This window comes from Mesorhizobium sp. WSM4845, from assembly GCF_055811455.1.
Genome location: NZ_JBVVQA010000007.1, coordinates 38,143 through 64,399 on the forward strand (window position 1 = coordinate 38,143; position 26,257 = coordinate 64,399).

Here is a 26,257-nt window from a genome sequence, read left to right on the forward strand (position 1 = left end):
TCATTTCCCCGCAAACTTATCCGTCGCCCGGATCAGCCGGTCGAGGATGCCCGGCTCCGAATAGGCATGGCCGGCGCCCTCGACCAGATGGAAGTCCGCCTTCGGCCACGCCTTGTGCAGCGCCCAGGCATAGCGCGCCGGGCACGGCATGTCGTAGCGGCCATGGACGATGGTGCCGGGGATGTCCTTCAACTTGAAGGCATCACGCAGCAGTTGCCCTTCCTCAAGCCAGCCAGCATGGACGAAATAATGGTTCTCGATGCGGGCGAAGGCCACGGCGTAATCGTCTTCGCCAAACCGGCTGCTGGTTTCCGGATCGGGCAACAGCGTGATCGTCTCGCCTTCCCACAGGCTCCAGGCGCGGGCGGCCTCGACCTGCGCCTTGCGGTCGCTGCCGACCAGCCGCTTGCGATAGGCGGCCATCATGTCGCCGCGCTCGCCCTCGGGGATCGGCGCCAGGAAGCGCTCCCATTTGTCGGGGAACATTTCCGAGACGCCGAACTGGTAATACCATTCGAGCTCCGCGCGCGTCAGCGTGTAGATGCCGCGCACGACCAGTTCGCTGACCCGCTCGGGGTGCGTCTCGGCATAGGCCAGCGCCAGCGTCGACCCCCACGAGCCGCCGAACACCAGCCATTTGTCGAAGCCGCACATGTCGCGCAGGCGCTCGATGTCGGCGATCAGATGCCAGGTGGTGTTGGCCTCGAGCGAGGCGTTGGGCGTCGACTTCCCGCAGCCGCGCTGGTCGAACAGGATGACATCGTAAAGCTTCGGATCGAACAGCCGTCGGTGCTTTGGCGAAATGGTGCCGCCCGGTCCGCCATGCAGGAACACGGCCGGCTTGGCGCCCCTGGTCCCGGAACGCTCCCAATAGACCTGATGGCCATCGCCGACATCGAGCATGCCTGAGTCGAAGGCCTCGATCTCCGGATAGAGGGTGCGCAGGTCATTGCTCATAATTTCAGGCCCTGTTGCGGCCAATTGGCCGTCTCGTGATCCGGATGCTGGAAGGAGATGATCGATTCCTGCCGGGTGTAGTAGTCAGGATCGTCATGGACCGGCGCGTCGAAGATCTTCTCCACCCAAGGCAGCCGGGCGGCATAGTTGATCTGGATCTGCGGTGCTAGGTCGGAGCGATCGTCAAAGGCGCCGATGGCGATCTCAAGCCCGCCAGGCTGCCTGTAGGTCAACGGCGTGCCGCAGCGGCTGCAAAAGCCGCGATCGATGTTGACCGACGACTGGAAATAGCTCGGCTCCTCGCGCACCCATTCGACACCGTCCTTCGGCACCGTCACCAGCGCGCCGAAGAAGGAACCGAACTGTTTCTGGCACATGCGGCAATGGCAGATGGAAGGGCGTCCAAGCGCCCCACGAATGCGGAAACGCACGGCGCCGCACTGGCAGCCGCCGGTTCGAACGGTTTCGGTCATGATCTTTCCTCCGGCGGCCATTGTTCGGTGTCGTGGTCGGGGTGCTGGTAAGAAACGAGATCGGCGAGATAGGAGGACGACGAAACATCGGCCATCGTGTCCTCGCCAGGCAATTCGTGGATGTGATCGACATAGGGGAGTTTTGCTTCGGTGCCCCACTGGATGGTCGGCGCGATCTCCTCCGCATGGTCGAAGGCCGCGATGGCGAGTGCGATGCCATCGGGCGCCTCGAAAGTCAGCGGCGTGCCGCAATCGGCGCAAAAACCGCGCCAGGCGGCGTTGGAGGAACGAAAGCGTTTGGGCGGGCCGCGCGTCCAGTCGAGTTTTGCGCCACGCACCGACACCAGCGGCAGGTAGAAATTGCCGCTTGCTTTCTGGCACATGCGACAATGACAGACGGAGGCGTCGCCCAGCGCGCCTTCGTCACGGAAACGCACGGCGCCGCACTGGCAGCCGCCTGTGTAGACCGGTCTGTTATCCAGGCTCATCACTTCACTCCGGGGCCTGGCAGACGGCTTCGACATTGTTGCCGTCGGGGTCGAAGACGAAGGCGCCATAGTAGTTCGCGTGATAGTGCGGACGAAGGCCCGGCCCACCATTATCCTTGCCGCCGGCGGCGATGGCGGCGGCGTGGAAGGCATCGACTTCAGCGCGGCTGCGCGCGGTGAAGGCGACATGCTGGCGGTCCTTCGGGTTGTCCTTGCCTTGATGCAGCCAGAACACCGGCCGGTCGCGGCCATAGCCGCCGACCATGGCGCCACCGGTGTATTCCTGCGGCACCATGTAGAGCAGCGAGGCACCGAGCGGCGCCATCGCCCTGTCGTAGAAAGCTTTCGACACGTCGAAATCGGAAACGGTGATGCCAAGATGGTCGATCATGGAACTACCTCCCTCGCTGCTTCGCCGGCCGGCATTTCGGCAGCGGCCAGGCCGGCTTCGATGACAATGTGCTGGCAGACGTTGTCGATGTCGCGAATGACGTCGTCGTTCCAGAAACGCAGGATGGTCCAACCCAGCGCCTCTAGCTTCGCGCTTCTTGCCAGATCGGATGCCGAAGGTTCAGACCGGGCATGCTGGGAGCCGTCCAGTTCGACAATCAGCTTTTTGGCGGGGCAGGCGAAATCGACGATATAGTAGGCGATAGGCATCTGCCGCCTGAAGGCTAGTCCCATCAGCCTGTGCGCTCTAATCTCATTCCAAAGCTTCAGCTCGGGTTCGGTCATAGCGCTGCGCATCTTGCGCGCATTGCTGCGGTTGTTGGCGGGTGTTGGGAAATGCGTCATCGCGTTTCGCCCCCCTCTGTCCTGCCGGACATCTCCCCCTCAAGGGGGGATATTGGACGGCACTTCGGCTTTCGCCAATCGCCGTCGTTGGTGATTGGGCGAAGCTGCCAATCTCCCCCCTTGAGGGGGAGATGTCCGGCAGGACAGAGGGGGGTGCCTCGCGCCACCTTCACCGCTTTACCTCCCAGTTGGTGATGCGGGAGCCGGTGGCGGGGTCCTTGCCGTCTTTCAGTTGCACGCCTTGCGCCAGAAGCTCGTCGCGAATGCGGTCGGCCTGGGCCCAGTTCTTGGCGGCGATCAGTTCCAGGCGCCTGGCGATGGCCCTGGCGATGGCATCTTCATCAACCTTGGCCGGCGCAACGTCGAAGCCGAGGAACGACAGTGCCGCCTTCAGCGAAGCGGCAGCATGGTTGCCCGCGGCGGCAGCGTTGCCGCCGCCAGCAGCATTGGAATCCACAGCCTCGCCGGCCAGTTGCGTCAGCACCTGGAACGCAGGATAGGTTGCGAGATCGTCCGACAAGGCTTCCACCACTTCGACCGGCAATTGATTGGCCGCCGCCGGTGCCAGGTCCGCCGCCCGCTTCCATTTGCGCAGCGTATTTTCCGCCTCCTCCAGCTTGCGCACGGAAAAGTCGATCGGCTCGCGATAATGCGTCATCAGCATCGCCAGCCTGAGCACCTCGCCCGGCCACTTGCGGCCGCCAAAGGTCTCCGTCTCCAGCAACTCGTTGATCGAGTAGAAGTTGCCCAGGCTCTTGGACATCTTCTGCCCCTCGACCTGCAGGAAGCCGTTGTGCATCCACACCTTGGCCATGACCTCAGTGCCATGGGCACAGCGCGACTGTGCAATTTCGTTCTCGTGGTGCGGGAAGATCAGGTCGAGCCCGCCGCCATGAATGTCGAAGACCTCGCCGAGATAGGCGGCCGACATCGCCGAGCACTCGATGTGCCAGCCCGGCCGGCCCCTGCCCCACGGGCTGTCCCAGCCCGGCTCTTCCGGCGAGGACAGCTTCCACAGCACGAAATCGCCAGGGCTCTTCTTATGCGGATCGACGGCGACGCGAGCGCCGGCCTGCTGTTCGTCGAGATTGCGTTTCGACAATTGGCCGTAGTCCGGCATCGAGGCCGTGTCGAACAGAACTTCGCCTGCCGCAACATAGGCATGGCCGCGTTCGATCAAGCGTTGAATCAAGGAGATCATGTCGACTTTGCCATCTGCGCGCGGCTCGACGAATTCAGTGGCCCGCGGCTCGACCGTAGGTTGCAGGCAGCCGAGCGTCGCTACATCCTTGTGGAACTGGTCAGCGGTCTTTTCGGTGACCCGCCGGATCGCCTCGTTCAGCGACAGCGTTCCCGAGGCAATCTCGGTGCCGAAATCGCGCAGTGCGCGGTCGTTGATCTTGTCGTCGACATCCGTGATGTTGCGCACATAGGTGACGTGCGCTTGCCCGTAGAGATGGCGCAGCAGACGAAACAGCACGTCGAAGACGATCACCGGTCGCGCATTGCCGATATGGGCAAAGTCGTAGACCGTCGGGCCGCAGACATACATGCGCACATTGCGCGGATCGATCGGGAAGAAATCCTCCTTGGTCCGCGTCAGCGTGTTGTAGAGGCGCAGGCCCTTCGATGTGTCAGACATTCGTGCCTTCCCGGTGCGTTACTTTTTGGTTGGGGCCACTTGCGCCGAGACGCAATCAGCCACCAGCCTGCTGGCTGGGGCGTTTGTCCACTCTAGAAGGAAGATAGGCGAAAACGTCCGGACCAGCGCGAAGCTAGCCAATAATGCAGATGCCACAAATGGCGAAAGACGTTCTCATGAGCGGCTTTATCGCCTCAGCCAGTGTTGCCGTCAAGTCGCAACTTTCGGCAAAAGAGCCGCTGGATCACAGGTAATGACGCGGTGAAACATTTTATTAAACATCTCGGCACAGTCATGAAACATTCACCGGCTAGATCAGCAGATGTCACGATTTGGTCGGATTCGACCAGCAAACGCGGACACGAAGACGTTACCAGGGAAGAGAAAGATGCCTCGAGCCAAGCAGGACTCCAGCAGCGCCAAGCAACCGGCGCTCGGCACCCAATACCGGGCGATCGGCCCGGCCGCGATCGTCGCCGCCCTTCTCCACACAGCGAAGAAGAAGAAGCCGGCGCAGAAGATCACCTCGCCGCGCGCTGCCTGATGTGACGTGCGGCCGGCGGGTTCGCCAGGAAATGGCAGCGCCGGCAATGAAGGCGCTGAAGCGCCCCAGAAAATAGCAGCTACTGCTGAAACAAGCTCATCTGACTGTCGTCGGCGCCCGGCTTCCGGCGCCTGGCCTTCTTGAGCTCCGGCCACCTTTCCTGAATCTCCGGTCCGGTGTTGGCGACCTTGTTGACGAGGTCGGAAACCGGGACGGCCTCGAAGAAATCGAGTTGTGCCGGTCTGAGCAGGTCGGCCACGTCGCGCGGCTCGCGCGTGCGGCAATCCAGCCAGCGGGCGAAATCCTGCGGATCTATCACCAACGGCATGCGGTCGTGGATATGGGCAATGTCGGCATTGGCGTTGACGGTCAGGATGGCGCCGGTGTCCATCTCCGAGCCGCCCGGCTCGGCATAGGTCTCGATCAGTCCGGCGAAGGCGACAAGCCCGCCATGCTTCGGCCGCACCCAATAGGGCTGTCCCCGCTTGCCGCCTGATTGACGCCATTCGTAGAAGCCGGAAGCCGGCACCAAAGCGCGGCGATGGCGCATGGCGGCGCGAAACGAGGCCTTTTGCGCTGCTCCCTCCGCGCGCGCGTTGAACAGCAACGGAAACGCACGCGTGTCCTTCACCCACGCCGGGATCAGCCCCTCGCGCACCAGCATCGGCTGCCGGTCTTGCAGGTTCGAGTCTGGCAGGTTCGCGCCTGGCGCTCGCGGCAAGCCTGCAATCGCCATCAGCACCGGCTGCGTCGGTGCGATGTTGTAGCGGGGCGGGAAATCCTCCAGTTCTGGCAGACCGAGAAAAGCGGCGGCCCGGTCCGGCGTGGCGGTCAAGGCGAAGCGTCCGCACATAAGCTGAAACTCGTTGGATTGGTCGGATGTGAAGGTGGCGATGGAACCGGCGTTGCGCAACCGCTAATGCTTGCTCTCGCCGACCGGTCCACAACCGGCTGCGGCAAATGGCGATCGGAGATCCATGGACGAGATGCGCAAAATACTCCCGGCTGTATCGGTCGCCATTGTCCGCGGCGACACGGTGCTGCTGGTCAAGCGGGCTCGGCAGCCTTCGCAAGGATTCTACGCGTTTCCAGGCGGCAAGGTCGAGGCCGGCGAAACGCTGGAACAAGCCGCGCAGCGCGAATTGCTGGAGGAAACCGGGTTGCATGCGCACAACTACCGCCGCCTTCGGGAAATCCACATCGACGGCGGCAGCGACGGGCATCCGGTCGACTATCTGCTGACGGTATTCGGCGCCACCTATGCCGGCGGCGAGCCCGTGGCCAGCGACGACGCCGAGACCGCCGCCTTCTATACACTCAGCGAAATGACGGCGCTGCCGCTTGCCGCTTCAGTATTTGCCGTTGCCGACGAATTGCTCAGGAATGCAGGCGCGTAACCTCCAAAATCGCCTTGCAGGCGACAAATTGTTTGGCCACATAGATTTATGATCCGCGCATCGGTTTTCCTTGCAGCTTGCCTCGCCGCCAGTACGGCAATCGGGACGCGGCCGGCCATGGCCGCCGAGTCGCCGTTCGAGCCGGGGCTGATGCGGCTGGCCGAGGTGCTTGGCTCGCTGCATTTCCTGCGTAATCTGTGCGGCGAGAAGGGCGACCAATGGCGGGTCGAGATGGAGAAGCTGATTGCTTCGGAAAACCCGAACCCGGAGCGGCGCGCCCGCTTCATCGCCAGCTTCAACCGCGGCTACCGCTCCTTTGGCGGCACCTACACACAGTGCACCGCCTCGGCGACCGAAGCCATCAGCCGCTACATGAAGGAAGGCGAGACGCTGTCGCGCGACATCGCCTCGCGCTACGGCAACTGAGCCTGACCTGGCTCCCCCTGCTTGTGTCCCGGCCCGCTTGTGTCTGGTGGCGTCTTGGTGCAATTGTTGTGTTGCACTTCTGCAACGGTGTTAACAAAACGTTACGGCGCGGATGTGGAATTAACTCAAACTGAAGGTTTTCATCCCGCTCGCCGGCCTAATCGGCTAAGTTTTGAATCGGATCGAACGCAGGTTTGCAAAACGTGACGAACCCTTGTCGAAACGACCCCAGAAATGTCGTATTTACAAGTACTTACTTAACCTGCGAGTAAAAGGGACAGCCCAAGCCTGATCCGCATCCGCCGGATCGCCGCTTGAAAAGGGTGGACATCGCAATGGAACATGGCGTCAACGACATCGACGCGCTGGTCAGGGAAGAAAAGCGCCTGACTGCAGTGGAAAGCCACAGCGAGGCCTGGGCGGAAGGGCTTTCGGCCGGAATCGAGACGGAAATCATCGCCGAGGCGGCCCTCGAAACCGCGTTCGGCGAGATGCTGCGCGCCAATGGCGAGACCTCAGCCCTTGCCTTGCTCGACCGCATGCGTGAAAAGGTCATAGCTGGGGCCTTCGAGCCGGGACGGCTGCGGCACTGATTGGCATCAGGCTCTTCGATGACGGCGTGCCGCTTGGGCGTCTGCCCCGGGCACCTGGGCGGGCCTGGGCAGCTGGACGGAATCATGGAGAGGCAGGCGGTGAATTTTTCGACGTCAGGCCAGCCGCGTGGCTTGGCCCTCAGCATCCGGCTTGCCGCTGTTTGCGCCGCGTTTCCGCTGGCGCTTTGCCTCGCAATCAGCCCCGCCTATGCTTTGAGTGAAATCAAGCGCGAGGACCTGCCCTCGCCAGTCACGCCGCCCGCCGACGACGACATGTCGCCGCCCGGAACCGCGGTGCCGACGCCCGGCCCGCTCGGCGCGACGCCGCCTGCGGCGAGCCAACCGACGCCACCCGACGAACGGGAACAGGTCGAACCGGGCGGGCCAACAGACGATGGTGGCATAGCCAATCCGCAAGTCGACCCGGATGAACCCTTGCCCGAGGTCGTCTACGATCTCGGCAAGCTGCCGGAGCCGGTCAGGCGCATGCACGATTTGATTATCGGGGCCTGCAAGAGCGGCGACATCGAAAAACTCCGGCCGCTGATCGGCCAGGGCGATGCGATGACCCAATTGTCGCTGGCCGAGATCGAAGGCGATCCGATCACCTTCCTGAAAGGGCTTTCGGGCGACGCGGAAGGCCAGGAAATCCTCGCCATCCTGGAAGAGGTGCTCAGTGCCGGCTATGTCCATGTCGATGTCGGCACGCCGCAGGAGCTCTATGTCTGGCCATATTTCTTCGCGCTGCCGCTGGACAAGCTCGACGCCAGGCAGCGGGTCGAGCTGTTCAAGATCGTCACCGCCGGCGACTATGACAGCATGAAGCAGTTCGGTGCCTACATCTTCTACCGCGTCGGCATCACCCCGGATGGACAGTGGACGTTTTTCGTCGCCGGAGACTGAGCGGCATAGCCTCTCCTACCCTCAAGCCCGCCCAGAGCATCGGAGTCGATACCGGTTTTGGGAGAATCCGATGCTCAAACAGAAGATAAGCGGCGGGACGATGCGATTTGAAAGTCCGCCGCTCTATACCGCCAGCGCCTCGGAAAACTCCACCGCACTGCCCTGTCCGGGTGTGACGATCTCGCCTTCCCACATTACGCGCCGGCCGCGCACGATCGTGCCGACCGGCCAGCCGGTGACTTGCCGGCCGTCGTAGGGCGTCCAGCCGGCCTTCGAGCCTGCCTGCGCCTTGGTGATGGTCTCGCGGCGCTTCAGATCGACGATCGTGAAATCGGCGTCGTAGCCGGCGGCGATGCGGCCTTTCCTGGCCATGCCGAAGATACGCTGCGGGCCGTGGCTGGACAGGTCGACGAAACGCTGCAACGTCAGCCGGCCGGCATTGACGTGATCGAGCATGATCGGCACCAGCGTCTGCACGCCGGTCATGCCCGACGGCGAGGCCGGGTAGGGTTTCGCCTTCTCGGCCAGCGTGTGCGGGGCGTGGTCGGAACCCAGCACATCGACAATGCCTTGCGCAATGCCGCGCCAGATGCCGTCGCGGTGGCGCGATGCGCGTACCGGCGGGTTCATCTGGATCAGTGTGCCAAGCTGCGCATAATCATCCGCGCTCAGCGTCAGATGATGCGGCGTCGCCTCGCAGGTCGCGACGTCCTTGTGCTGTTCGAGGAAAACAATCTCCTCGGCGGTCGAGATGTGCAGCACGTGGATGCGGGCGCGAACCTGGCGCGCAATGCGCACCAGGCGCTCGGTGCAGTGTAAGGCGGCGATCTCGTCGCGCCACACAGGATGCGAGGCCGGGTCGCCCTCGATGCGCTCGCCAAGCCGCTCGCGCAGCCGGAATTCGTCCTCGGAATGGAAGGCCGCACGGCGGCGCGTATTCCTCAGGATCGAGGCAACGCTTTCATCGTCCTCGACCAAAAGGTCACCGGTCGACGAGCCCATGAACACTTTTATGCCGGCAGCACCGGATAGCCGCTCAAGGTCGCCGGCGTCCTTTGCGTTCTCGCGGGTGCCACCGACCCAGAAGGCAAAGTCGCAATGCATGCGGCCGGTGGCACGGCGAACCTTGTCGGCAAGCGCTGCTTCGCTGGTGGTCAGCGGGTTGGTGTTGGGCATCTCGAAGACGGCGGTGACGCCGCCCAGCGCCGCTGCCCGCGAACCTGTCTCCAGATCTTCCTTGTGCTCCAGCCCCGGCTCGCGGAAATGCACCTGGCTGTCGACGACGCCCGGCAGGATGTGCAGGCCGCGACAGTCGACCGTTTCGCCAGCGGAAGCCTGGCCGAGATCGCCGATAGCGGCGATGCGCCCGCCGTTGATGCCGATGTCGCGCCGGCCTTCGCCGTCGTGGTTGACCACCGTGCCGCCTGTCAGGATGAGGTCGTAGGTCGTGGCCATGCTGATCCGGTCTCTTGCGGGGGGAGTGCCAGCGGCTTACGTAATGGCCGACCGTTTTGCAAGATCAGGTTCTTTTCCGCCCATGCCCTTTGCCCAGTTGAAAGACCGCGCGCTCGTTTCCGTGTCAGGCCCGGATGCCGAGAGTTTTTTGCAGAACATTCTGACCACCGACCTCGACGCGCTGGCTCCCGGCGAGGCAAAGCCGGGCGCTTTGCTGACGCCGCAAGGCAAGATTCTGTTCGACTTCCTGATCTCCCGCGCTGGCGAGAATTTGTTCCGCCTCGAATGCCGATCCGATATATCAGACGATTTCATACGCCGGCTGATGCTCTACAAATTGCGCGCCAAGGTCGAGATCGCCAAGGCAGATCAGGGACTTGTCGCTGTTGTTTGGGGGGATGATTCAACTGCTTCGCGGTTTGATTCAACGCCGGTTGCCGATGCACGGTTCCGCGACGCAGTCGTCAATCGCTTTTATGGCGCCGCTGCCGCTGGCGGCGACCCGGCCGCATGGCAAGCTCTGCGCATCGCCCATGGGATTGCCGAAAGTGGCAGCGACTATCAGCTCGGCGACGCCTTCCCGCATGATGTGCTGCTCGACGAGACCGGCGGCGTCGGCTTCAGGAAGGGTTGCTATGTCGGCCAGGAGGTGGTTTCGCGGATGCAGCATCGCGGCACCGCCAGACGGCGGGTGCTGATCGTTTCGGCCGAACGGCCCCTGCCCGCTCCTGGCACAGAGTTGACAGTTGCAGGGCGACCGGTCGGCACGCTTGGTACGGCCGCCGGCACGGCGGGCCTCGCCATAGCCCGCATCGACCGCGTCAAGGCAGCGCTCGACTCCGGCCAGCCGATCATGGCGGATGACGTCCCGGTGTCGCTCACCATCCCGGCCTGGGCGAAATTCATCTTCCCGCAGGAACCCGTCGGCGCGGAGGAGGCCTGATGGCGACCGACCGTCCCGGCGCGCCGCCGCGCGCCTGGCAGCGCATGCTGTCGGGCCGGCGGCTCGATCTGCTGGACCCCTCGCCGCTCGACATCGAGATTTCGGACATCGCCCATGGGCTTGCCCGCGTCGCCCGCTGGAATGGCCAGACCATCGGCGATCACGCCTTTTCCGTCGCCCAGCATTCGCTGCTGGTCGAGGCGCTTTTCGGCGAGCTGGTGCCGGACGCCCCAGCCGATGCGCGGCTGGCGGCTTTGCTGCACGACGCGCCGGAATATGTCATCGGCGACATGATCTCACCGTTCAAATCGGTGATGGGCGGCAGCTACAAGGAGTGCGAGCTGAGGCTGCAGCGTGCCATCCATCTGCGCTTTTTGCTGCCGGTCGAACCGGTTGCGGGCCTGCGCAAGGAGATCAAGCGCGCCGACCAGATCGCCGCCTATTTCGAGGCGACGCTGCTTGCCGGTTTTTCGACCGCCGAGGCGACCGAATTCTTCGGCCGGCCGCGCGGCTTCAATGCCGACCGCTTCGATTTCACCCCGCGTTCGGTGACCTGGGCGCAAAACGCGTTTCTCAAACGGTATGCGGCAATCGAGAAATCGCGGCGCCAAACAGTGCAGCCGGCCGACTGAAAAACGCTGAGGGGATACAGCGCCGTGTTCGGGCGGGGAGCCGAAGGTGTGAGCCTGCCGCGACGGATAGAAGGCTGGGGCGTCGATCGGATAGAACCCCTGCTACCGTCCCTGTCGGTCGAGCCGCTCCAGGAACCACTGCGTCAGCCGCACCCAGACCTCATCTTTTTCGCCAGAGTCCTCCCAGCCATGGTCGAGGTTGGGATTGTCGTTGACCTCTATGACGAAGACACCGTCCTTGGTCTCTTTGAGGTCGACGCCGTAGAGGCCATCGCCGATGCAGCGCGCCGCCCTCACTGCCGTCTCGACGACATGGGCCGGCGCCTCCTTCAAGGTGAAGGTCTTGATGCCGCCCTGGTCAGGCTTGCCGTTGGCCTTGTGGTTGACGATCTGCCAGTGCTTCTTGGCCATCAGGTAGTGCACGGCAAACAGAGGCTGGCCGCCGAGCACGCCGACGCGCCAGTCATATTGGGTCGGAATGAATTTCTGTGCGATCAGGAGATCGGAATCCTCCAGCCATTCGGTGGCAAGCGTCTTCAGCTCCTCCAAGGTAGCGCATTTCTTGACTCCGCGTGAAAACGACGAGTCCGGGATTTTCAGCACCAGCGGAAAGCCCAGCGTCTGCGCCGCCACTTCAAGGTCCGAGATGCCGGCGATCATCACCGTCGGCGGCACCGGCACCTTGTTGTAGGTCATCAGCTCGTTGAGATAGACCTTGTTGGTGCAGCGGATCATCGACAGCGGATCATCGATGACCGGCATGCCTTCCTGCTGGGCGCGGCGCGCGAAGCGGTAGGTGTGATTGGAGATCGAAGTCGTCTCGCGGATGAACAGCGCGTCGTAGTTGGCGAGCTTGGCCAGATCCTTTTTGGTGATCGGCTCGATTTCGACGCCCATCTTCTCGGCGATCTTGGCCCAATAGCGCAGCGACGAGATCTCCGATGGCGGCAACTCCTCATGCGGATCGACCAGCGTGGCGAAGGTGTAGCGCGCCGGCGTGCGGCCCTTGGTGTCACGCCACTCGCGGCTGGTGTAGGTCTCGAGGCACTGAAGAAAGCGCTTTTCTTCCTCCTCGGTCATCCTGGCCAGCGGATGGAAGCCGATCTTGCGGATCGAGGCCCATTCGGCGCTGTCCGTGATGTGGACTTCCAACGCCGGCGCCCGGAACCAGTCGAACAAAAGCTTGGCGAAGCGATCCCATATCCTCGACGAGCCGATGCCGAAGAAGATGCAGACTTTTTGCGGAAAGGCTCCGCCCAGATCCTTGCGGCATTTGTTGAGTGCGAGTTCCAGTTCCGGCAGCGCATGCTCGTAGAGCTTGCGCTCGGACAGGTCGATCATCGTCTCGACCGTCGGAATGACCTTGTGACCGCGCGAACCGGCGAGCAGCGAGGCATAGTAGCCGCGGCTTTGGTAGCCATAATTGTTCGACAGGTTGATGACTTTCGGCCGTTGGCCGCGAAACAGCGCCGGATGCGCAAGATAGTCGCGATTGGTGATGATCTTGTGCGGTGTCGCCACCTGATCGAGATCGTTCTGCCGGCCGGTAAGGATGACCCAGGTCATTGTCTTCAGCGCTTTCCGAGGATTATGGCGGCACGCAATCCATCGCGGCCGAATTGCGCCATGTTCATGAAGATGCCGTAAGGCACCGGAATGTTGGCGGCATCAAGGATGGTCTCCTGTCTCTCGTCTTCGACCCAGGGATCATGGATCAGGATATGGTCGCCATCGTCGCCGATGGCCAGCACCCAGTGCGGAACCTTCTTGCCGAACATAAGGAAGCCGCTGATCAGGACCAACACCAGTTTTCCTTCTGCGATTGCGGTGCGGATATCGTCGATGGCGAATGGACGGTAATTCACCGGGATGCCGTAACGTTCCGCGCGCCGGCGAAAGTCGACCTGCGCCAGTTCCATCACCCGGCGCTTGTCTTGGCTGCGCACCGACTGCAGGAACAGCGCACCATGAAAGGAGACATATATCTCGGCAGACAGCCCGCTTTCGTGGCCGGCAACGGCGAGGCCGAACGGCTCGCAGCCGCCCGGCCCCGACATCATGAAAACGGTGGTCGACTCGCGCCACAAACGGATTTCCATCACCGGGTCGGGCACGAAGCCGGCATCGAAATTGGCCATCGCCATCATCAGGCAGCACGGGCCGCACGTGAATTCGCAGGTCTGCTGGTAGAACGGCACCCTGGTGGCGACCGGAATGTCGCCGCGCAGGGTCTTTTCGTAGCGCAGCGCCGTGGCGCCGTCCTCGTAATAGCCCGGTTCGCGGCCGATCTTGCGGTAGCCGCTCTGCTCGTAAATGCGGATGGCTCGGCTGTTGTCCTCGCGCACCTCGAGACGCAGCATCATGCGGTTGTGCTCGAAGGCGGCTTCCTCGGCCCGTTTCAACAGCATGCGGCCAATGCCGAGCCCGCCGAAAAGCGGACCGGTGGCAATGGAATAGAGCCGCGCGACTCCGCTGCCCTTGCGAAACAGCACGACCGCATAGCCGGCGATGCGGCCGTCGTTTTCGGCAACCAGCATCTCGGCGGTCTCGCGTTCGATCAACTGACGAAAGGAGCGGCGGGAAATGCGGTCGCCAGAGAAAACAGCTTTTTCGATCGCCGCGAGGTCATCGACGTCGGACGCGCGGGCCGTGCGAATCTCGGCAGGCATGCGGGCTTGGAAAACCTCGATTGGATTCTTGGAAAGGCCTGGTCAGAAGTGTCGACAACACAGCCGAAGCGCCAGCATCCGTCAAGCGCTATCGCACCTCGGTTCTGTAGACGCAAGCTTTGAAAAACAGCGCAGTTCAGCTGGCAAGCCCGGCGACAAGCTGGCTGTAGGCGCTCTTCGCCACTGCGGTCAGTTGCGCGCGCGGCAGCGAGCCGACGACGGCGCAGCCATAGCCCTTGTCCAACCAGTAGATCGCCTCGGGGCCGTCTTCTTCCGATCCATAAGTGCCCTTGGTCTTCTCGGCCGATTCCGCTGTGACGAACAGCGAGATGCGCTCGCCCTTGGCGTCCTCATAAAGCAACATCGCGGCCTTGCTCTCGCCAGCGGGCAGCAGCCGACCGCCGACGAGCTGGAATCCTTGCGCCGCCAGATCCGGTGCGACCAGCTTCAGGCCGACCCTATTGGACAGCCAGGTCTGCAGATGATCCTTGTCGCTGGCCGGCACTTCCACCGCATGCCGTTGCTCGGCGGCATAGAGGACATGGGCTGCGATCGCCTGCTCGACGAGTTGGTCCTCGGCCGGATCTTCCACACCGAGATGGTCGATGCCGGCGACATAACCGCCAACACCGCCGATGGCCAGCATCGCCGCTGCGGCAGCCGCCCGCCACCAGCGCGAGCTCGATGCCGCCGTCTTGACCGGCGCCTCGCCGAACACGATATTTTGCAACCGCGCCGGCACCGGCTCGTCGAGCACGCCGGCGAAGGCGGCGCGCAGTGCTGCGCGGTCGGCGACATAGCGGACGCTCCTCGCCTTCATTTCAGGATTGGCCTCGAGCCAGGCATCATAAGCCACGCGCTCGTCAACCGGCAACTCGTCATCGAGGGCCATATGGATGTCGCGTTCGGAAAAGTCGCGCCGGGTCATTTCTCGACGATCCTTATCGCCCGGCGCCGCGCGGCATCATCCAGCAGCCCGCGCAACTCGTCCCGCCCGCGCGCGATGCGCGACATCAGCGTGCCGGCCGGAACGCCGAGGATGTTGGCGGCCTCGGCATAAGAAAAGCCTTCGATGGCGACCATGACCAGTGCTGCGCGCCGATCGGGGCTGATCGCCTGCAACGCGTCGATGATCTCGCGCGAGGCGATGCTCTCCACCTGCTCAGCGGGCGCTGCCTGCGCCTCGCGCGCTTCCAGCGGCAGGATCGCTGCTTCGCCGCGCCGGTTCACCTTGCGCATCTGGTCGATGAACAAATGATGCATGATCGTAAACAGCCACCTCCTGGGGCTTTCTCCAGTCTGCCAATTGTCGAGCCGCACAAGCGCCCGCTCGAGACAGTCCTGAACGAGATCGTCGGCGGAATCGCGGTCGCGCAGCAGCGAGCGCGCATAACGGCGCAGGCGTGGTATCTCGCCCAGGATTGCTGCCTTCTTTTCGTCCATGACCGCTGGTTCTGAGGTCGCCCTTGTTCATCCGATTGAACGCGCCTTCACAGCGCGGCGCAAGCGGCCAGCGCGAAGCGGTCCGCCGCCCGGCCACCCAAGCAACATGATAACGCTGGCGCGGACTGGTTTATTCCCGGTGGGATTGAGAGGGAAGGCAGAGTCGTGGCATGTGCCGGAAAGCGCAGCGATCTACAATCGAGCCGTCGAGTTCCTTCGCATCCCCCAGCGCTGCGGAATATCCCACGCCGTATTGGCACTCACAGTTGAACCGCCCGGATCGGGCTCGCCAACGTCAGTCTTCCCATGCCTCGTCGGTGAATGCCTTCATGTCGAAGTTGGGGTCGGATGGCCCCAACGCGGCACACTTCTCCTGCCACACCGCAATCCTGTCACGCAAAGGCTTGCGGGCGTGGTTACGCTCAAGTTCATGCAAAAGTGCAATCCGCACTGCTTCCGTTTTACTGGCAGCGTTGATCTCACACTGCAATTTTGCGGCCACCGCATCCACTTCTTTGTCGCGAAATTAGAGAGGCACTTTTGAATATCTCCTGCTGAACCTTCAACTATTCCATTTTATTGGACATTCAAACAGACGATTCCTTAGGTTCCTCTGGCCGCTCTTGTCAGCAGCCGCTGGTAGAACAGGCCGATGCCGATCAGCACCGCGCCGAGGCCGATGAAGGACAGCGCCCTCAGCACGCCTTCCAGTTCCGACATGTCGAAGAGGAACACCTTCAACACCGCGACCGAGATCAGGGCGGCCGACGCAACGCGCAGCACCTGCGACTTCAGCCAGACGCCGGCGGTGAGCAGCGCCACACCGATGATCAGCCACAGCGCGGAATAGGTGTAGGTTTCAAGCTGACCGAGGCCGCTCCACAGGCCGATGAACTCGCCCTTGAACAGCCGCCGCACCGACAGCGTCGCATAGACGAAGGCGAGCAGCGCCGCCACCAGCGCCAGCATCGCGGCATACCATTTCGGCCGCTTGTCACGTGCGTAAAGCGCGAGCCCCCCGGCAGCGAGGGCCGGCAAGAGATAGGCGAGGAACAGCAGGTTGAACACCGGGATCCGGCCGGTTGATTCGTCGGTAAACAGCGGGTTCAGCGCCACAAAATGCTGGATGACGATGAAGGCGACCGAGACGACGCCCGCGGCAAGCGAACCATAGCGCAGCACCAAGCTTGGCGAGCGCATGTCGACGGCGACCAGGATGGCGCCGGCGCCGATGGCGATCAGGGTGTAGATCGCCTGCTCGGCGAGCGTCGCAGCACCCATGTCGATGACGCCGCCATGCATGGCATGGCGCACCAGTATGGCAACCGTGAGCACTGCAAACAGCGCTGCGCCCGCTTCCATGGCGAGGCGTGGCCGGCTATTTGTGGTGCGGGCGAGTTGCCAGGCGGCGAAGCCGAAGGCAAGCGCCGGCACGCCATAGCCCGGCAGCAGCCAGTTGAACACCGGCGTCCTCGACAGGAATTCAGCGCCGACGATTGTCGGATCGAAGGCGATGCGGCCGAGCACCGCGATGACCGCAGCGACCGAAATCCAGCCGAGCACCGGGTAGGCGCGCCAGCGGGTGGCCAGCGCCGGCACGATGGCCGCGGCACCCAGAAAGATGGTCGTCCAGCCGGACCCAAAGGCCATGTAGAGCATCAGCAAGGCAGCGACTGCTGCCCCGCCAAGCGCGAACGAGACGGCCGCACCGCCCTGCAGCGGCGGCTGTTCACCGCGCGCAATCCACTCGCCGCCGGTGGCGAAGACCACCACCAAAAGGGCTGCAACCGCCGCGTAGACAAGATCGCGGTCGAGATTGCCGAAGGTGAACCAGAGCGCCAACAGAATGACCAGCGGCGCGACAACGCCCCATGCCGCCCATGAGGCGGCGCGGATGTGAGCCGATGCAGCAAATTTGCGCGCTGCCCAGAAGCCGGCTGCGATGAACACAAGTCCGAGAACGATGCCGATCCTGAGTATCAGCGTATCGGCAACTGCCGCCGGCAGGCCATCGACGCCGAGAGCGCCACCCGAAAAGTCTGAAACGACAGAGGTTGGCGGAATGATGCCGAGATAGACCAGAACCGTCGCCAGCCCTGCGGCGTGCAGAAGCGCCAGCGCCAGCGGTCGGTAGAGCGCTACCGCGACCAGGGCTGCGATAAGGGCTGCACCCGGCAGAGCATCGCCGGCAGCGTATGCGGGGTCGACGAACAGCGCCATCGCCGAAAGGCCGACGAAGAAGCCAGGCGCGACCGATGGCCAGTCGAAGCCCCTGGCGGGTTCTGCTTCGCCACCGCGACGGCCGAGCCAGACGAGGGCGAGCACCGCCAGGGTCACCGCATTGATAAAGAGGACGACAGGCAGGTTGGTGCCCGGCGCATCGGTCATGTAAAGAATGGTCCAGAGGCCGGTGCCGACGAACGCTGCCGCCATCAGCAATTTCCAGTCGCGCAGGCGGGCGATCACGCCGGTAGCGGCGAGCACAATCGCCAAATAGCCGAACAGCGCCCAAGGATTCGGCGCCTGCGAGGCGACCAGCATGGGCGTCACCACCGCGCCGAGCAGGCCGACACCGGCCAGCGCCTTGCCATGGACGAGGGCTGCTGCGATCGTCGCCACACCGATGGCGCCGAGCAGCGTGAAGGCGAGCGCCGGCCCGATGAAGCCGTAGACGCCATGCGCGGCATAAACCGTGCCGAACAGGATGAAAGCACCGGCCGCCGTCAGGATCGCCGGAATATAGGCGCCGGCGACTCCCTGCACCGGCACCTTGAAGCCGGTACGGCGGATGAACTCGCCGACGGCGACCAGCACCAGCCCGAGCATTGCTGCCATGCTCAGCCGCACGCCGGGACCGAAAATGCCGGCCTCGATGGTGTAGCGGATCAGAAACAGCCCGCCCAGCGCCAGCGCGATGCCGCCGACCCAGACCGCCCAGCGGGTGCCGAGCGCCGTTTCAATATCGGGTTTTTGGGCCGGTTTCGCCGTCGCGGCCACCGGTTGCGCAGGTGCAGGCCCAGCCGGCGCCGCTTCACCCGCAGCCCACGGTCCGGATGCAGCCTCCGTGGCTTCAACCTCCGTGGGCGGCTTTTCCTCAGCAGCAGCTTCGCCCGCCGGTGGCGGGGCAATGTCGGTGACGGCCGCAATTGCCGCGTCTGCCGGCATGCTGTCGTTTGCGGCCTGTTCTACCGGCTTGGCCTGCGGCGGGGCCACATGGACGCCCGAAAGCACGAGGCTGCGCAGCGCACCAAGTTCGCGCTCGATCAGGCCGATGCGGCTCTGCTGGCGCGAGATAATGACGAACAGCGCGATGATCGCGACGAGGCCGATCAGGCTTTCGAACATGGCGGTTCCCCCAACCAAGCCAGTAGTGACCGACAAATACGGCGGCCAGACGGCCAGCCGAGTCAGCGCCGCCAGACTGGCGAGCGGAAAGACTGGCGAGCGGAAAGATCGAGCATGTTTCGGTGCCGAAAGCCAGCGGCGGCGCCTTGTATTTGTTGTCGATGATGCGCTGGAGTAATTCCAGGCCGGTATATTCAGCCGATGTCGGCGTGTGGAATGGTGCCGAGGCCGGGCGGCGAGACCCGGCCTGGAAAGAGTTCCACGTCGCTCATGTAATGATTTCTCCGGCGGCGGTCTCGGCGCCAATCTCTTTGCCCGCCGCATGGTGCTTGCGTAGGGCGGCGAGGAAGCCGGTGCGGGCACCGGGCGCCTCGATCCCGCGCGGCTCGTAGACATGGCGGGAAAAAAAGAAGCCGGTCAGCCGGAAGGCGTCCTCGATCGCCGCCGGATCGGCGCGCAGCCCGGAGCCGCGCTGCAGGAATTCGGGGAGCACCAGCATCTTGTCGCGCCATGGCGCGCCTGCGGCGCGCGACACGGCGCGCCCGGACTTCGGCGAGACATAGGCAAGGTCCTGCCTGGCGCCGGTCGCGGCACACTGGCTGAGATCGAGGCCGAAGCCGAGTTCGTCGAGAATCAGCAATTCGAAGCGCGCCACCAGCTCGCCGGCGGCGTCCGCATCGTCGAGATGGGCGATCATCACGGCCAGCGTCTCGTAGAGACCGTCATGCGCGTCGCGCTCGGGCAGCAGGCGCAGATGCGCCGCCATGGTCTGCAGCCCATAGATGGCGACGGCGCTGTCCATGAGCCGGGCGGCGTTCATCTCGATCGCCTCGGCCTGGAAGGTGCCCAGATGCTCGTCGAGTCGCGCCCGCCACAACAGGTCGACGCGGTTGCCGGGCTGCAGAACCGGCTGCTGCTTGCGCGAGCGGCCGCCGCGCACAAGGCCGAGGTGGCGGCCGTGCGCACGCGTCATGACCTCAAGAATGGCGCTGGTTTCGCCATGCTTGCGGGTGCCGAGAATAATTCCCTCGTCGCGCCATTCCATGAACGTAGCTTGTCATCGCTTCGGTGGCGAAATCAAGTTTTTCAGGTGCTGTGTGGGTGCCCTCCGCGGCGATCCGCGCGGAGGTGATCGGCAAGCACTTCATCGATCACGCGTCGCGACTTTTCAACCTCAATTGGATTGATGTCTATATGGCCAGCGACCGTAATCAGCGCTTTCCATAGCGTCCAGCCACCGCCTCGCGCCCAGGTTGCCTCATCGGCCTGAAGACCGGCGCGAAACACCTCTCGGCTTTTCCCTTCGAAGAGCGTCCACGCAATCGCCAAGTCGCACGAGGGATCGCCCACGCCTGAAGTTCCGAAGTCGATCACGGCGCTCAAAGCACCTTGCCTGACCAACAGGTTTCCCCAACTGACGTCGCCGTGGAACCAGACGGGCGCGCCGTGCCATGTCGCGGCAAGCGCTGCTTCCCACACCGCGCTCGCGGCGACCCTGTCGATCTTGCCGTCGAGGGTTGCAATTGCTTGCCGGGTCCTCACCGTCATAGACGCTCAGTGGTCCGCCGCGAAAAAAATTGTGCTGCCCTGGCGCCGGTCCACCGGCGGGATCGATCCGTTGCAGGGCGACCAGGAACTGGGCCAGGCCGGCCGCGAATTGCGGCAGGCTGGCAATACGCTCCAGCGTCGCCGTCTCGCCTTCGATCCAGCGGTAGACGGACCAATGCCAGGGATAGTCATCGACCGGGGCTCCCATCGCCAGCGGGACAGGGACAGGCAGCGGCAGCAGAGGCGCAAGCCTTGGCAGCCAGCGATGTTCCTTTTCGACCTGCAAGGCATAGGCCGCCGCACTCGGCAGCCTCACCAGCATATGGTCTCCGAGATGAAAGGTCCTGTCGTCCCATCCGCCTGATGCAACCGGCCGGACAGCAAGATCCTTCCATCGGGGAAATTGCGTGGCGACCAACCGGCTCACGAGGGCTGTGTCGATAGTGACTTCTGGTTCGAGCATGATCTTTTCCGAAAACCGGCTCCCACTTTTCGGGAACATGCTCTAATGCGGAAAATCCAGCCCCATCTCGCGATAGCGCTCGGGGTCGTCGCCCCAGTTCTCGCGCACCTTGACGAACAGGAAAAGATGCACCTTCTGTTCAAGGATACCGGATATCTCCATGCGTGCCGCCTGGCCGATGGCACGGATCGTCTCGCCCTTGTGGCCGAGCACGATCTTCTTCTGGCTGTCACGCTCGACATAGATGGTCTGGTCGATGCGCACCGAGCCGTCCTTCTTCTCTTCCCATTTCTCGGTCTCGATATGGGAGGAATAGGGCAGTTCCTGATGCAGCCTGAGATAGAGCTTTTCTCGGGTGATCTCGGCCGCCAGCTGACGCATCGGCAAGTCGGAGATCTGGTCTTCCGGGTAATACCAGGGGCCGGCAGGCAGGGTTTCCGAGAGATAGTCGAGCACGTCCTTGCAGCCCGACCCGGTTAGCGCCGAGACCATGAAGGTGCGCTTGAACGGCACTCTTTCATTCGCTGCCGCGGACAGGGCCAGCAGCGTCTCGGGCTTGACCCGGTCGACCTTGTTGAGGATCAGCACCATCGGCTGGCGGACATCCTTCAGCCGTTCGAGGATCGCGTCGGCGTCGCCCCTGATGCCGCGCTCGGCGTCGATCAGCAGCAGCACGATGTCGGCGTCCTTGGCGCCGCCCCAGGCGGTCGTCACCATCGCCGTGTCCAACCGCCGCTTCGGCTTGAAGATGCCCGGCGTGTCGACGAAGACGATCTGTGCGTTATTGTGGATGGCGATGCCGCGCACGATGGCGCGCGTCGTCTGCACCTTGTGGGTGACGATCGACACCTTGGCGCCGACCAGTTGGTTGACCAGCGTCGATTTCCCCGCATTGGGCGCGCCGATCAACGCGACGAAGCCAGAATGCGTGGTGGCGGCTTCTGTTGCCGGCGGCGGGACGTCTTCGGTGGCGGTCATGCCGCGCTCCCCTTGTTCAGCCAGACGCCTTCGCGCAACAGCAGTGCAGTAGCGGCGGTTTGCTCGGCCTCGCGCTTAGAGCGCCCGCTGCCGGTCGCCGGCGGATAGGCGCCGACCTTGACGCTGACGGTGAACAGCGGATCGTGGTCCGGTCCCTCGCGGCTGTCAATTATGTAGACCGGCACGGCGCCTGCCGCCTGATGCGCCCATTCCTGCAGTTCGGTCTTGGCATCGCGGCGGGCGGCACCGATGGCCTGCGAGCGCGGCCGCCAGTATTTGTGGATGAAGGCGCGGGCCGCCTCCAGCCCGCCGTCGAGATAGAGCACGGCGATCAGCGATTCCAGCGCATCAGCCCGCAGATTGACGCGTTTGCGCCCGTCCAGGCCGCGTACGTCCGAGCCGGCACGGATCAGCTCCGGCAGGCCGATCTCCTCGGCGATGTCCGCCAGCACCTCGGCATTGACCAGCGCGTTGAGCCGGAGCGACAGCTCACCTTCGGCAGCATCAGGATACGCCGCCAGCAGCATGTCGGCGACGACCAGGCCGAGGACGCGGTCGCCCAGGAATTCGAAACGCTCATAGTCGATGCCGGCATGGCTGCTGCGGGCGCTGGCATGGGTCAGCGCGCGCTGCAAGCGCAGTCGATCGGCAAAGGCGTGGCCGGTGCGCTCCATGAGCGCTTCGGCGAGCGCGTCGACGGTCAGCCGTTTTGTCGCCACCATGACCTATTTGACGAAATGGAGCAGGCGCGACGCGCGCATCTGCGACGGCCATTTCCAGATTTCGAGCGGGCTGGCGCTGCCACCGATCGAGAAGAAGATGAGGTTGGCGCGACCGACCAGGTTCTCGTCGGGCACGAAACCGACGGTGAAGCGGCTGTCCGAGGAATTGTCTCTGTTGTCGCCCATCATGAAATAGTGGCCGGGCGGCACGTCGAACTCCTGGGTGTTGTCACCGATCGAGTTGGGTATCAGGTCGAGCGTGTCATAGCTGACGCCATTCGGCAATGTCTCGCGATAGACGTTGACCGGCCCGCTCTCCTCGGTGATGTCGCGATTGTCGATCTGCCCGACCTTCTGGCGCTGCACGCCGACGCCGTTGATGAAGAGCTGGCCATCCTTGACCTGGATCTTGTCGCCCGGCAGGCCGACGACGCGCTTGATGTAGTCGACGGAGGGGTCCGGCGGGAACTTGAACACCGCCACGTCGCCGCGCTTCGGCTCGGCGCCCCAGATGCGGCCCGAAAACAGGTCCGGCCCGAACGGCAGCGAATAGCGCGAGAAGCCATAGGACCATTTGGTGACGAAGAGATAGTCGCCTTCGAGCAAGGTCGGCCGCATCGACCCGGACGGAATAGAAAATGGCTGGAAAAGAAGCGTACGGATGACCAGAGCGAGCAACAGCGCCTGGACGATGACGCTGACGGTTTCGCCAAGCCCGCCGGATTTCTTCTGGGATTTTTCAGCCACGCTCATGTCGTCCTCGATTATGCGTTGGTTGGTATAGAGTCTCGGCGCGCGCTGGGCAACGTCATGCCGGTGGTCAGATGCGATCAATATGGCGCTTATTCGACGGGCATCGCCTCGATTATCACAAAGGCTTGAGCAAGCGGAAAATCATCGGTGATGGTGAGGTGGATCGCCGCTCTGTGCCCTTCAGGCAGGATCTTGTCCAACTGCGCCGCCGCCCCGCCGGTCAACGCCATGGTCGGCTTGCCGCTGGCCAGATTGACGACGCCCATGTCGCGCCAGAACACCCCTTGCGCCATACCGGTGCCCAGCGCCTTGGCGCAGGCCTCCTTGGCAGCAAAACGCTTGGCATAAGAGGCGGCGCGGGCGCCGCGGTTTTCGGAGCGGGCCTGTTCGACCTCGGTGTAGATACGCTGGATGAAGCGCTGGCCATGGCGCTCCAACGATTTTTCGATGCGTCTGATATCGATCAGGTCGCTGCCGATGCCAATGATCATTGAGCGGGAACTTCCCGTCCGGCCGTTCCAGCTCTGTTCGTCAGGCGCATGGAGCGCGAGAAAGAGCGGCGTGGCCATACGTAGGTGCGCACCCGCTCGAGAAGACCATCAGGCTTGCGGCGTCGAAAAAGCACTCTGTCCCTGTCCTGATCCAATACGCCGGCCCCGGCCACCCGGTAGCGGGTCTTCAAGCACGCCGGAAGGCAACCAAGGCTTCGATATAGCGACACCCAAGTCCCAAGACAACGAATCGCTGCCGCGATGGTCTGCCACAGGAGGTAACCAAATGCGACGGGTTCGCCTTGCCCCGAAGCAGCAAGTTGCATGGATGTCAGCTTGCGAGCGCCAAGCTTCAGCCGCAATCCTATAGTGCGCGGCCGGCGTTGCCGGTCTCGAAAACCCAGCCGTCGGGGTAATCTTGAGCAAAGCCAGCCTCGGGAATGAGCAGCGTAGCACGGTATGGCACTGTGGGAGCCTCGTAGATGTACTCGGTCTCACTCACACGATGGTAGGTTTGCGGCAGAACAACCAAACTCGACACGCCAGCCACCAGCCAGGCCACCGGAAAATCCGCCTTGTCGCCGACCTTCAGGTTCATTCTGCGAATTTGTTGTAGGTTCGTCGCCGGCGTAAAGCTGTAGTCCAGATCCACCATCGACTGAACCGCCGGCTGCCGCTGCCCATTGACAGTCCAGCCGGTCTCGTTGCGGATTATTGTGAGATCAACTGACTGGGAACCGATGAACCCGCGAACGCTGCCGGATTTGGTCGTCCAATCTTCGGCCAGTTGCACAGTGTAGTCCAAACGTGCCGGGCCCGCATCCGACAGGTATACAGCGGCTCCATTCAAGTGCCAGCCGAGGTCTGCCTGCTTTAGCTGCACGACATCGTGCCCTGGTTCGTCCGTCCTGCGCCAGATAGCGAGTAGAGACATCTCTCACCTCTCGATGCGTTGTTCATCACCACGATCAATTTTTCGGCCGAGGTCGGATACGAGTTGCTGAAGACTGCTCCCCAATATGACCAGGCTCACTCCGAGCAAGGCGACATCCTTGATCAGAAAGGCACCTAACCCGTTGAGGAAGGGAAACCCTCCGGAGCCCGTTTCCCAGATCGGCAGGGTGAACATTGTCGAGGATGTCAGCGCGAAGATGACTGAGCCGATGGCACCCCCCACGAGGCCGGCCCAAACGCTGCGGACAGATGCTATCAGCAGAAGCGCTGTGACCAGTTCGACCACGCCCAGGAAGTAGGAGGCTCCCGCAGATCCGAACGCGGGATAGAGCCATGCCAGCCAAGGCGTATTCTCGATGAAAGGCCTAAGCGCCTCGATCTCGATTGCAGTAAATTTCAAAATGCCGATCAACAGCAGAGGGAGCGCCACCCCCAGAAGGGTTACCGCGCGACCGACGGCAGCAAGGTGGTAGCCAGCTTGATTGATGCGCGCCACGAACGGAGCGTTGGCGGTTGCAGAGGTGAACATGGCCTTCTCCTTTCGATTTGTATGCTCAAAGCATATAATAATTCGACCTTGATGTATATGCTCCGAGCATATATTTTTTGGCGATGACCGATTCCAGGATTGAAAATGTGATTGGCGCTCTAGCGCTCGCCTTTGCGGACATTTTGCAGCGGGACGCTCAGGCCAAAGCACCGGAGCCCGGCCCAGCGGCTTCCGCGATCACCCTCATTGGCCACGTACCGGGCCTGTCGATCGAGAGGCTGCGCCGCGCATTGTCACTGTCCCATTCGGGCACCGTCAGACTGGTCGATCGACTGGTCGCGGAGGGATTGGCGGCTCGGTTCTCGGCGCCTGACGACCATCGCGCGGTAGCGCTAAGGCTCACTCCTTTGGGCGAGACGACCTGCAGTGCTATTCTTTCCGCTCGCCAGAAAGGGCTCGCGTCAGCGCTCGCTGTTCTAAGTCAGGAGGAGCTGCAGGAATTCGGTAACCTTGCCGCCAAGCTGTTGCGTGGGCTCGTCAGCACCGAGGACCATGCATACCGTATTTGCCGGCTCTGCAACTATACCGCTTGCCTTGACTGCCCTGTGGAAGCGGAACTGGCCTGAGCTGTGGCTTTGGCAAAACTAAAGCGCGTCGCACCTCGATGATGGCTGCGGCGGGCGTGAACACGGTTGCCCGCAAGCCGACTTGCCGATGCGCTCGTTCGCGCCGAAAATTCCGGTTACCTGTTGTACCAGCTGATCTCGACGAGATTGCCGTCCGGATCGCGGAAATAGACGGACATCATCGGGCCACGGGCTCCGATCCGCTCGACCGGCCCGACTTCTATCGCCACGCCATTGGCAGCCAGGCTGGCACATATCTCCGAGAGCGGGCGCGCGGCGACCAGGCAAAAATCCGCGGAGCCCGGCGTCGGCGCCTTGGCCTTCGGCTCGAAAGTGTGGCCTGCCTCATGCACATTGATCTTTTGCGTTCCAAACAGCAGCGTCGTCGGCCGGTCCGGCTCGTCGAGGCGCTTGAAGCCGAGCACGCGCTGATAGAAGGCGCAGGTGTCTTCGACGGAGCGAACGGTCAGCACGAAATGATCGATGCCGGTAATCACGGTAGCGCCTCAGTTAATGTTTGTTTTAGC

General features: G+C 63.1%; 30 protein-coding genes and 1 pseudogene. 8 read left to right on the top strand and 23 right to left on the bottom strand.

The annotated features are described in order from the left end of the window. The 6 genes from pip to cysS all read right to left on the bottom strand — a co-directional run bounded on the left by pip (window position 1) and on the right by cysS (window position 4,355). The gene (gene pip, locus AC0L2C_RS10430; protein ID WP_287239237.1) at window positions 1–957 is read right to left on the bottom strand and encodes a prolyl aminopeptidase; all 957 of its coding nucleotides are present in this window, start codon (window positions 955–957) and stop codon (window positions 1–3) included. Beyond that, window positions 954–1,430, bottom strand: a complete 477-nt coding sequence (locus AC0L2C_RS10435) for a GFA family protein (protein ID WP_023800738.1) — start codon at window positions 1,428–1,430, stop codon at window positions 954–956. Before AC0L2C_RS10435 ends, pip begins: the two co-directional genes overlap by 4 nt. Beyond that, on the bottom strand, window positions 1,427–1,918 hold the full coding sequence (locus AC0L2C_RS10440; RefSeq protein ID WP_473523311.1) for a GFA family protein: 492 nt from the start codon (window positions 1,916–1,918) through the stop codon (window positions 1,427–1,429). Before AC0L2C_RS10440 ends, AC0L2C_RS10435 begins: the two co-directional genes overlap by 4 nt. Window positions 1,919–1,922: 4 nt before the next feature. Then, window positions 1,923–2,309 carry a VOC family protein gene (locus AC0L2C_RS10445; RefSeq protein ID WP_473523312.1) on the bottom strand — a complete coding sequence of 129 codons (387 nt, stop codon included), beginning with the start codon at window positions 2,307–2,309 and terminating at the stop codon, window positions 1,923–1,925. Beyond that, window positions 2,306–2,713 (bottom strand): endonuclease domain-containing protein, encoded by a 408-nt coding sequence (locus AC0L2C_RS10450; RefSeq protein ID WP_473523313.1) that lies wholly within the window; start codon window positions 2,711–2,713, stop codon window positions 2,306–2,308. Before AC0L2C_RS10450 ends, AC0L2C_RS10445 begins: the two co-directional genes overlap by 4 nt. A gap of 169 nt (window positions 2,714–2,882) precedes the next feature. Next, window positions 2,883–4,355, bottom strand: a complete 1,473-nt coding sequence (cysS, locus tag AC0L2C_RS10455) for a cysteine--tRNA ligase (RefSeq protein ID WP_473523314.1) — start codon at window positions 4,353–4,355, stop codon at window positions 2,883–2,885. Window positions 4,356–4,743: 388 nt separating this feature from the next. On the opposite strand from cysS, the gene AC0L2C_RS10460 reads away from it, so the two are divergent. Continuing rightward, on the top strand, window positions 4,744–4,899 hold the full coding sequence (locus AC0L2C_RS10460) for a hypothetical protein (RefSeq protein ID WP_473523315.1): 156 nt from the start codon (window positions 4,744–4,746) through the stop codon (window positions 4,897–4,899). Between the two features lie 79 nt (window positions 4,900–4,978). Here the strand turns inward: AC0L2C_RS10460 and AC0L2C_RS10465 are convergent, their stop codons facing one another. Then, window positions 4,979–5,752 (bottom strand): SOS response-associated peptidase, encoded by a 774-nt coding sequence (locus AC0L2C_RS10465; protein WP_473523396.1) that lies wholly within the window; start codon window positions 5,750–5,752, stop codon window positions 4,979–4,981. Window positions 5,753–5,876: 124 nt separating this feature from the next. On the opposite strand from AC0L2C_RS10465, the gene AC0L2C_RS10470 reads away from it, so the two are divergent. The 4 genes from AC0L2C_RS10470 to AC0L2C_RS10485 all read left to right on the top strand — a co-directional run bounded on the left by AC0L2C_RS10470 (window position 5,877) and on the right by AC0L2C_RS10485 (window position 8,218). Continuing rightward, complete coding sequence (locus AC0L2C_RS10470) at window positions 5,877–6,296, top strand: NUDIX hydrolase (RefSeq protein WP_128248328.1); 420 nt, start codon at window positions 5,877–5,879, stop codon at window positions 6,294–6,296. Between the two features lie 48 nt (window positions 6,297–6,344). Continuing rightward, entirely contained in the window at window positions 6,345–6,722 is a 378-nt protein-coding gene (locus AC0L2C_RS10475; protein WP_128187866.1) for a TIGR02301 family protein, read from the top strand. 335 nt (window positions 6,723–7,057) lie between these two features. After that, the gene (locus AC0L2C_RS10480) at window positions 7,058–7,315 is read left to right on the top strand and encodes a hypothetical protein (RefSeq protein ID WP_023800747.1); all 258 of its coding nucleotides are present in this window, start codon (window positions 7,058–7,060) and stop codon (window positions 7,313–7,315) included. 99 nt (window positions 7,316–7,414) lie between these two features. After that, window positions 7,415–8,218, top strand: coding sequence for a hypothetical protein (locus tag AC0L2C_RS10485; RefSeq protein WP_473523397.1), 804 nt, complete (start codon window positions 7,415–7,417; stop codon window positions 8,216–8,218). Window positions 8,219–8,341: 123 nt separating this feature from the next. Here the strand turns inward: AC0L2C_RS10485 and AC0L2C_RS10490 are convergent, their stop codons facing one another. After that, window positions 8,342–9,673, bottom strand: coding sequence for a dihydroorotase (locus tag AC0L2C_RS10490; protein WP_473523316.1), 1,332 nt, complete (start codon window positions 9,671–9,673; stop codon window positions 8,342–8,344). An 82-nt stretch (window positions 9,674–9,755) separates the two neighbouring features. On the opposite strand from AC0L2C_RS10490, the gene ygfZ reads away from it, so the two are divergent. Further along, window positions 9,756–10,616, top strand: coding sequence for a CAF17-like 4Fe-4S cluster assembly/insertion protein YgfZ (gene ygfZ / locus AC0L2C_RS10495; protein ID WP_128248325.1), 861 nt, complete (start codon window positions 9,756–9,758; stop codon window positions 10,614–10,616). Then, a complete protein-coding gene (locus AC0L2C_RS10500; protein ID WP_128248324.1) occupies window positions 10,616–11,248 on the top strand; it encodes an HD domain-containing protein in 633 nt (210 codons plus the stop codon). Before ygfZ ends, AC0L2C_RS10500 begins: the two co-directional genes overlap by 1 nt. Window positions 11,249–11,350: 102 nt before the next feature. Here AC0L2C_RS10500 and AC0L2C_RS10505 read toward each other — a convergent pair whose 3' ends face one another. From AC0L2C_RS10505 to AC0L2C_RS10570, 14 genes and pseudogenes are all read right to left on the bottom strand, one after another. Further along, the gene (locus tag AC0L2C_RS10505; RefSeq protein ID WP_473523317.1) at window positions 11,351–12,814 is read right to left on the bottom strand and encodes a RimK family protein; all 1,464 of its coding nucleotides are present in this window, start codon (window positions 12,812–12,814) and stop codon (window positions 11,351–11,353) included. A 5-nt stretch (window positions 12,815–12,819) separates the two neighbouring features. After that, a complete protein-coding gene (locus AC0L2C_RS10510) occupies window positions 12,820–13,917 on the bottom strand; it encodes a peptidase C39 family protein (RefSeq protein WP_287229965.1) in 1,098 nt (365 codons plus the stop codon). A 136-nt stretch (window positions 13,918–14,053) separates the two neighbouring features. Beyond that, window positions 14,054–14,845: an anti-sigma factor family protein gene (locus AC0L2C_RS10515; protein ID WP_128170817.1), complete on the bottom strand. Its 792-nt coding sequence runs from the start codon at window positions 14,843–14,845 to the stop codon at window positions 14,054–14,056. Then, window positions 14,842–15,360, bottom strand: a complete 519-nt coding sequence (locus tag AC0L2C_RS10520; RefSeq protein ID WP_023800756.1) for a sigma-70 family RNA polymerase sigma factor — start codon at window positions 15,358–15,360, stop codon at window positions 14,842–14,844. The genes AC0L2C_RS10515 and AC0L2C_RS10520 overlap by 4 nt, the downstream gene beginning before the upstream one ends. A gap of 295 nt (window positions 15,361–15,655) precedes the next feature. Next, complete coding sequence (locus AC0L2C_RS10525) at window positions 15,656–15,871, bottom strand: type II toxin-antitoxin system VapB family antitoxin (RefSeq protein WP_287229966.1); 216 nt, start codon at window positions 15,869–15,871, stop codon at window positions 15,656–15,658. Window positions 15,872–15,963: 92 nt separating this feature from the next. Further along, the gene (locus AC0L2C_RS10530) at window positions 15,964–18,705 is read right to left on the bottom strand and encodes a DUF2339 domain-containing protein (RefSeq protein ID WP_287229967.1); all 2,742 of its coding nucleotides are present in this window, start codon (window positions 18,703–18,705) and stop codon (window positions 15,964–15,966) included. A gap of 268 nt (window positions 18,706–18,973) precedes the next feature. After that, window positions 18,974–19,750: a DNA repair protein RecO gene (gene recO / locus AC0L2C_RS10535; RefSeq protein ID WP_023800760.1), complete on the bottom strand. Its 777-nt coding sequence runs from the start codon at window positions 19,748–19,750 to the stop codon at window positions 18,974–18,976. A gap of 41 nt (window positions 19,751–19,791) precedes the next feature. Continuing rightward, a pseudogene (locus AC0L2C_RS10540) lies at window positions 19,792–20,716 on the bottom strand (aminoglycoside phosphotransferase family protein). Between the two features lie 42 nt (window positions 20,717–20,758). Further along, window positions 20,759–21,694 (bottom strand): GTPase Era, encoded by a 936-nt coding sequence (era, locus tag AC0L2C_RS10545; protein ID WP_473523318.1) that lies wholly within the window; start codon window positions 21,692–21,694, stop codon window positions 20,759–20,761. Continuing rightward, the gene (gene rnc, locus AC0L2C_RS10550; RefSeq protein WP_473523319.1) at window positions 21,691–22,416 is read right to left on the bottom strand and encodes a ribonuclease III; all 726 of its coding nucleotides are present in this window, start codon (window positions 22,414–22,416) and stop codon (window positions 21,691–21,693) included. The genes era and rnc overlap by 4 nt, the downstream gene beginning before the upstream one ends. Before the next feature lie 3 nt (window positions 22,417–22,419). Beyond that, window positions 22,420–23,169, bottom strand: coding sequence for a signal peptidase I (lepB, locus tag AC0L2C_RS10555; RefSeq protein ID WP_473523320.1), 750 nt, complete (start codon window positions 23,167–23,169; stop codon window positions 22,420–22,422). An 89-nt stretch (window positions 23,170–23,258) separates the two neighbouring features. Continuing rightward, a complete protein-coding gene (gene acpS, locus AC0L2C_RS10560) occupies window positions 23,259–23,660 on the bottom strand; it encodes a holo-ACP synthase (protein ID WP_023800765.1) in 402 nt (133 codons plus the stop codon). Between the two features lie 364 nt (window positions 23,661–24,024). Then, window positions 24,025–24,594 carry a putative glycolipid-binding domain-containing protein gene (locus AC0L2C_RS10565; protein ID WP_287064367.1) on the bottom strand — a complete coding sequence of 190 codons (570 nt, stop codon included), beginning with the start codon at window positions 24,592–24,594 and terminating at the stop codon, window positions 24,025–24,027. Window positions 24,595–24,597: 3 nt separating this feature from the next. Next, window positions 24,598–25,143 (bottom strand): DUF417 family protein, encoded by a 546-nt coding sequence (locus tag AC0L2C_RS10570; protein WP_473523321.1) that lies wholly within the window; start codon window positions 25,141–25,143, stop codon window positions 24,598–24,600. 83 nt (window positions 25,144–25,226) lie between these two features. Between AC0L2C_RS10570 and AC0L2C_RS10575 the strand changes: the two genes are divergently transcribed. After that, window positions 25,227–25,730, top strand: a complete 504-nt coding sequence (locus tag AC0L2C_RS10575; RefSeq protein WP_023800768.1) for a MarR family winged helix-turn-helix transcriptional regulator — start codon at window positions 25,227–25,229, stop codon at window positions 25,728–25,730. Between the two features lie 116 nt (window positions 25,731–25,846). On the opposite strand, the gene AC0L2C_RS10580 is transcribed toward AC0L2C_RS10575, so the two are convergent. Then, complete coding sequence (locus tag AC0L2C_RS10580; protein ID WP_473523322.1) at window positions 25,847–26,227, bottom strand: VOC family protein; 381 nt, start codon at window positions 26,225–26,227, stop codon at window positions 25,847–25,849. Between the last annotated feature and the right edge of the window lie 30 nt (window positions 26,228–26,257).

What these genes read in the sequence shown, in the direction of transcription:
- pip (WP_287239237.1), bottom strand. Translation starts at nt 957, where the DNA reads ATGAGCAATGACCTGCGCACCCTCTATCCGGAGATCGAGGCCTTCGAC.
- AC0L2C_RS10435 (WP_023800738.1), bottom strand. Translation starts at nt 1,430, where the DNA reads ATGACCGAAACCGTTCGAACCGGCGGCTGCCAGTGCGGCGCCGTGCGT.
- AC0L2C_RS10440 (WP_473523311.1), bottom strand. Translation starts at nt 1,918, where the DNA reads ATGAGCCTGGATAACAGACCGGTCTACACAGGCGGCTGCCAGTGCGGC.
- AC0L2C_RS10445 (WP_473523312.1), bottom strand. Translation starts at nt 2,309, where the DNA reads ATGATCGACCATCTTGGCATCACCGTTTCCGATTTCGACGTGTCGAAA.
- AC0L2C_RS10450 (WP_473523313.1), bottom strand. Translation starts at nt 2,713, where the DNA reads ATGACGCATTTCCCAACACCCGCCAACAACCGCAGCAATGCGCGCAAG.
- cysS (WP_473523314.1), bottom strand. Translation starts at nt 4,355, where the DNA reads ATGTCTGACACATCGAAGGGCCTGCGCCTCTACAACACGCTGACGCGG.
- AC0L2C_RS10460 (WP_473523315.1), top strand. Translation starts at nt 4,744, where the DNA reads ATGCCTCGAGCCAAGCAGGACTCCAGCAGCGCCAAGCAACCGGCGCTC.
- AC0L2C_RS10465 (WP_473523396.1), bottom strand. Translation starts at nt 5,752, where the DNA reads ATGTGCGGACGCTTCGCCTTGACCGCCACGCCGGACCGGGCCGCCGCT.
- AC0L2C_RS10470 (WP_128248328.1), top strand. Translation starts at nt 5,877, where the DNA reads ATGGACGAGATGCGCAAAATACTCCCGGCTGTATCGGTCGCCATTGTC.
- AC0L2C_RS10475 (WP_128187866.1), top strand. Translation starts at nt 6,345, where the DNA reads ATGATCCGCGCATCGGTTTTCCTTGCAGCTTGCCTCGCCGCCAGTACG.
- AC0L2C_RS10480 (WP_023800747.1), top strand. Translation starts at nt 7,058, where the DNA reads ATGGAACATGGCGTCAACGACATCGACGCGCTGGTCAGGGAAGAAAAG.
- AC0L2C_RS10490 (WP_473523316.1), bottom strand. Translation starts at nt 9,673, where the DNA reads ATGGCCACGACCTACGACCTCATCCTGACAGGCGGCACGGTGGTCAAC.
- ygfZ (WP_128248325.1), top strand. Translation starts at nt 9,756, where the DNA reads ATGCCCTTTGCCCAGTTGAAAGACCGCGCGCTCGTTTCCGTGTCAGGC.
- AC0L2C_RS10500 (WP_128248324.1), top strand. Translation starts at nt 10,616, where the DNA reads ATGGCGACCGACCGTCCCGGCGCGCCGCCGCGCGCCTGGCAGCGCATG.
- AC0L2C_RS10505 (WP_473523317.1), bottom strand. Translation starts at nt 12,814, where the DNA reads ATGACCTGGGTCATCCTTACCGGCCGGCAGAACGATCTCGATCAGGTG.
- AC0L2C_RS10510 (WP_287229965.1), bottom strand. Translation starts at nt 13,917, where the DNA reads ATGCCTGCCGAGATTCGCACGGCCCGCGCGTCCGACGTCGATGACCTC.
- AC0L2C_RS10515 (WP_128170817.1), bottom strand. Translation starts at nt 14,845, where the DNA reads ATGACCCGGCGCGACTTTTCCGAACGCGACATCCATATGGCCCTCGAT.
- AC0L2C_RS10520 (WP_023800756.1), bottom strand. Translation starts at nt 15,360, where the DNA reads ATGGACGAAAAGAAGGCAGCAATCCTGGGCGAGATACCACGCCTGCGC.
- AC0L2C_RS10530 (WP_287229967.1), bottom strand. Translation starts at nt 18,705, where the DNA reads ATGTTCGAAAGCCTGATCGGCCTCGTCGCGATCATCGCGCTGTTCGTC.
- recO (WP_023800760.1), bottom strand. Translation starts at nt 19,750, where the DNA reads ATGGAATGGCGCGACGAGGGAATTATTCTCGGCACCCGCAAGCATGGC.
- era (WP_473523318.1), bottom strand. Translation starts at nt 21,694, where the DNA reads ATGACCGCCACCGAAGACGTCCCGCCGCCGGCAACAGAAGCCGCCACC.
- rnc (WP_473523319.1), bottom strand. Translation starts at nt 22,416, where the DNA reads ATGGTGGCGACAAAACGGCTGACCGTCGACGCGCTCGCCGAAGCGCTC.
- lepB (WP_473523320.1), bottom strand. Translation starts at nt 23,169, where the DNA reads ATGAGCGTGGCTGAAAAATCCCAGAAGAAATCCGGCGGGCTTGGCGAA.
- acpS (WP_023800765.1), bottom strand. Translation starts at nt 23,660, where the DNA reads ATGATCATTGGCATCGGCAGCGACCTGATCGATATCAGACGCATCGAA.
- AC0L2C_RS10565 (WP_287064367.1), bottom strand. Translation starts at nt 24,594, where the DNA reads ATGTCTCTACTCGCTATCTGGCGCAGGACGGACGAACCAGGGCACGAT.
- AC0L2C_RS10570 (WP_473523321.1), bottom strand. Translation starts at nt 25,143, where the DNA reads ATGTTCACCTCTGCAACCGCCAACGCTCCGTTCGTGGCGCGCATCAAT.
- AC0L2C_RS10575 (WP_023800768.1), top strand. Translation starts at nt 25,227, where the DNA reads ATGACCGATTCCAGGATTGAAAATGTGATTGGCGCTCTAGCGCTCGCC.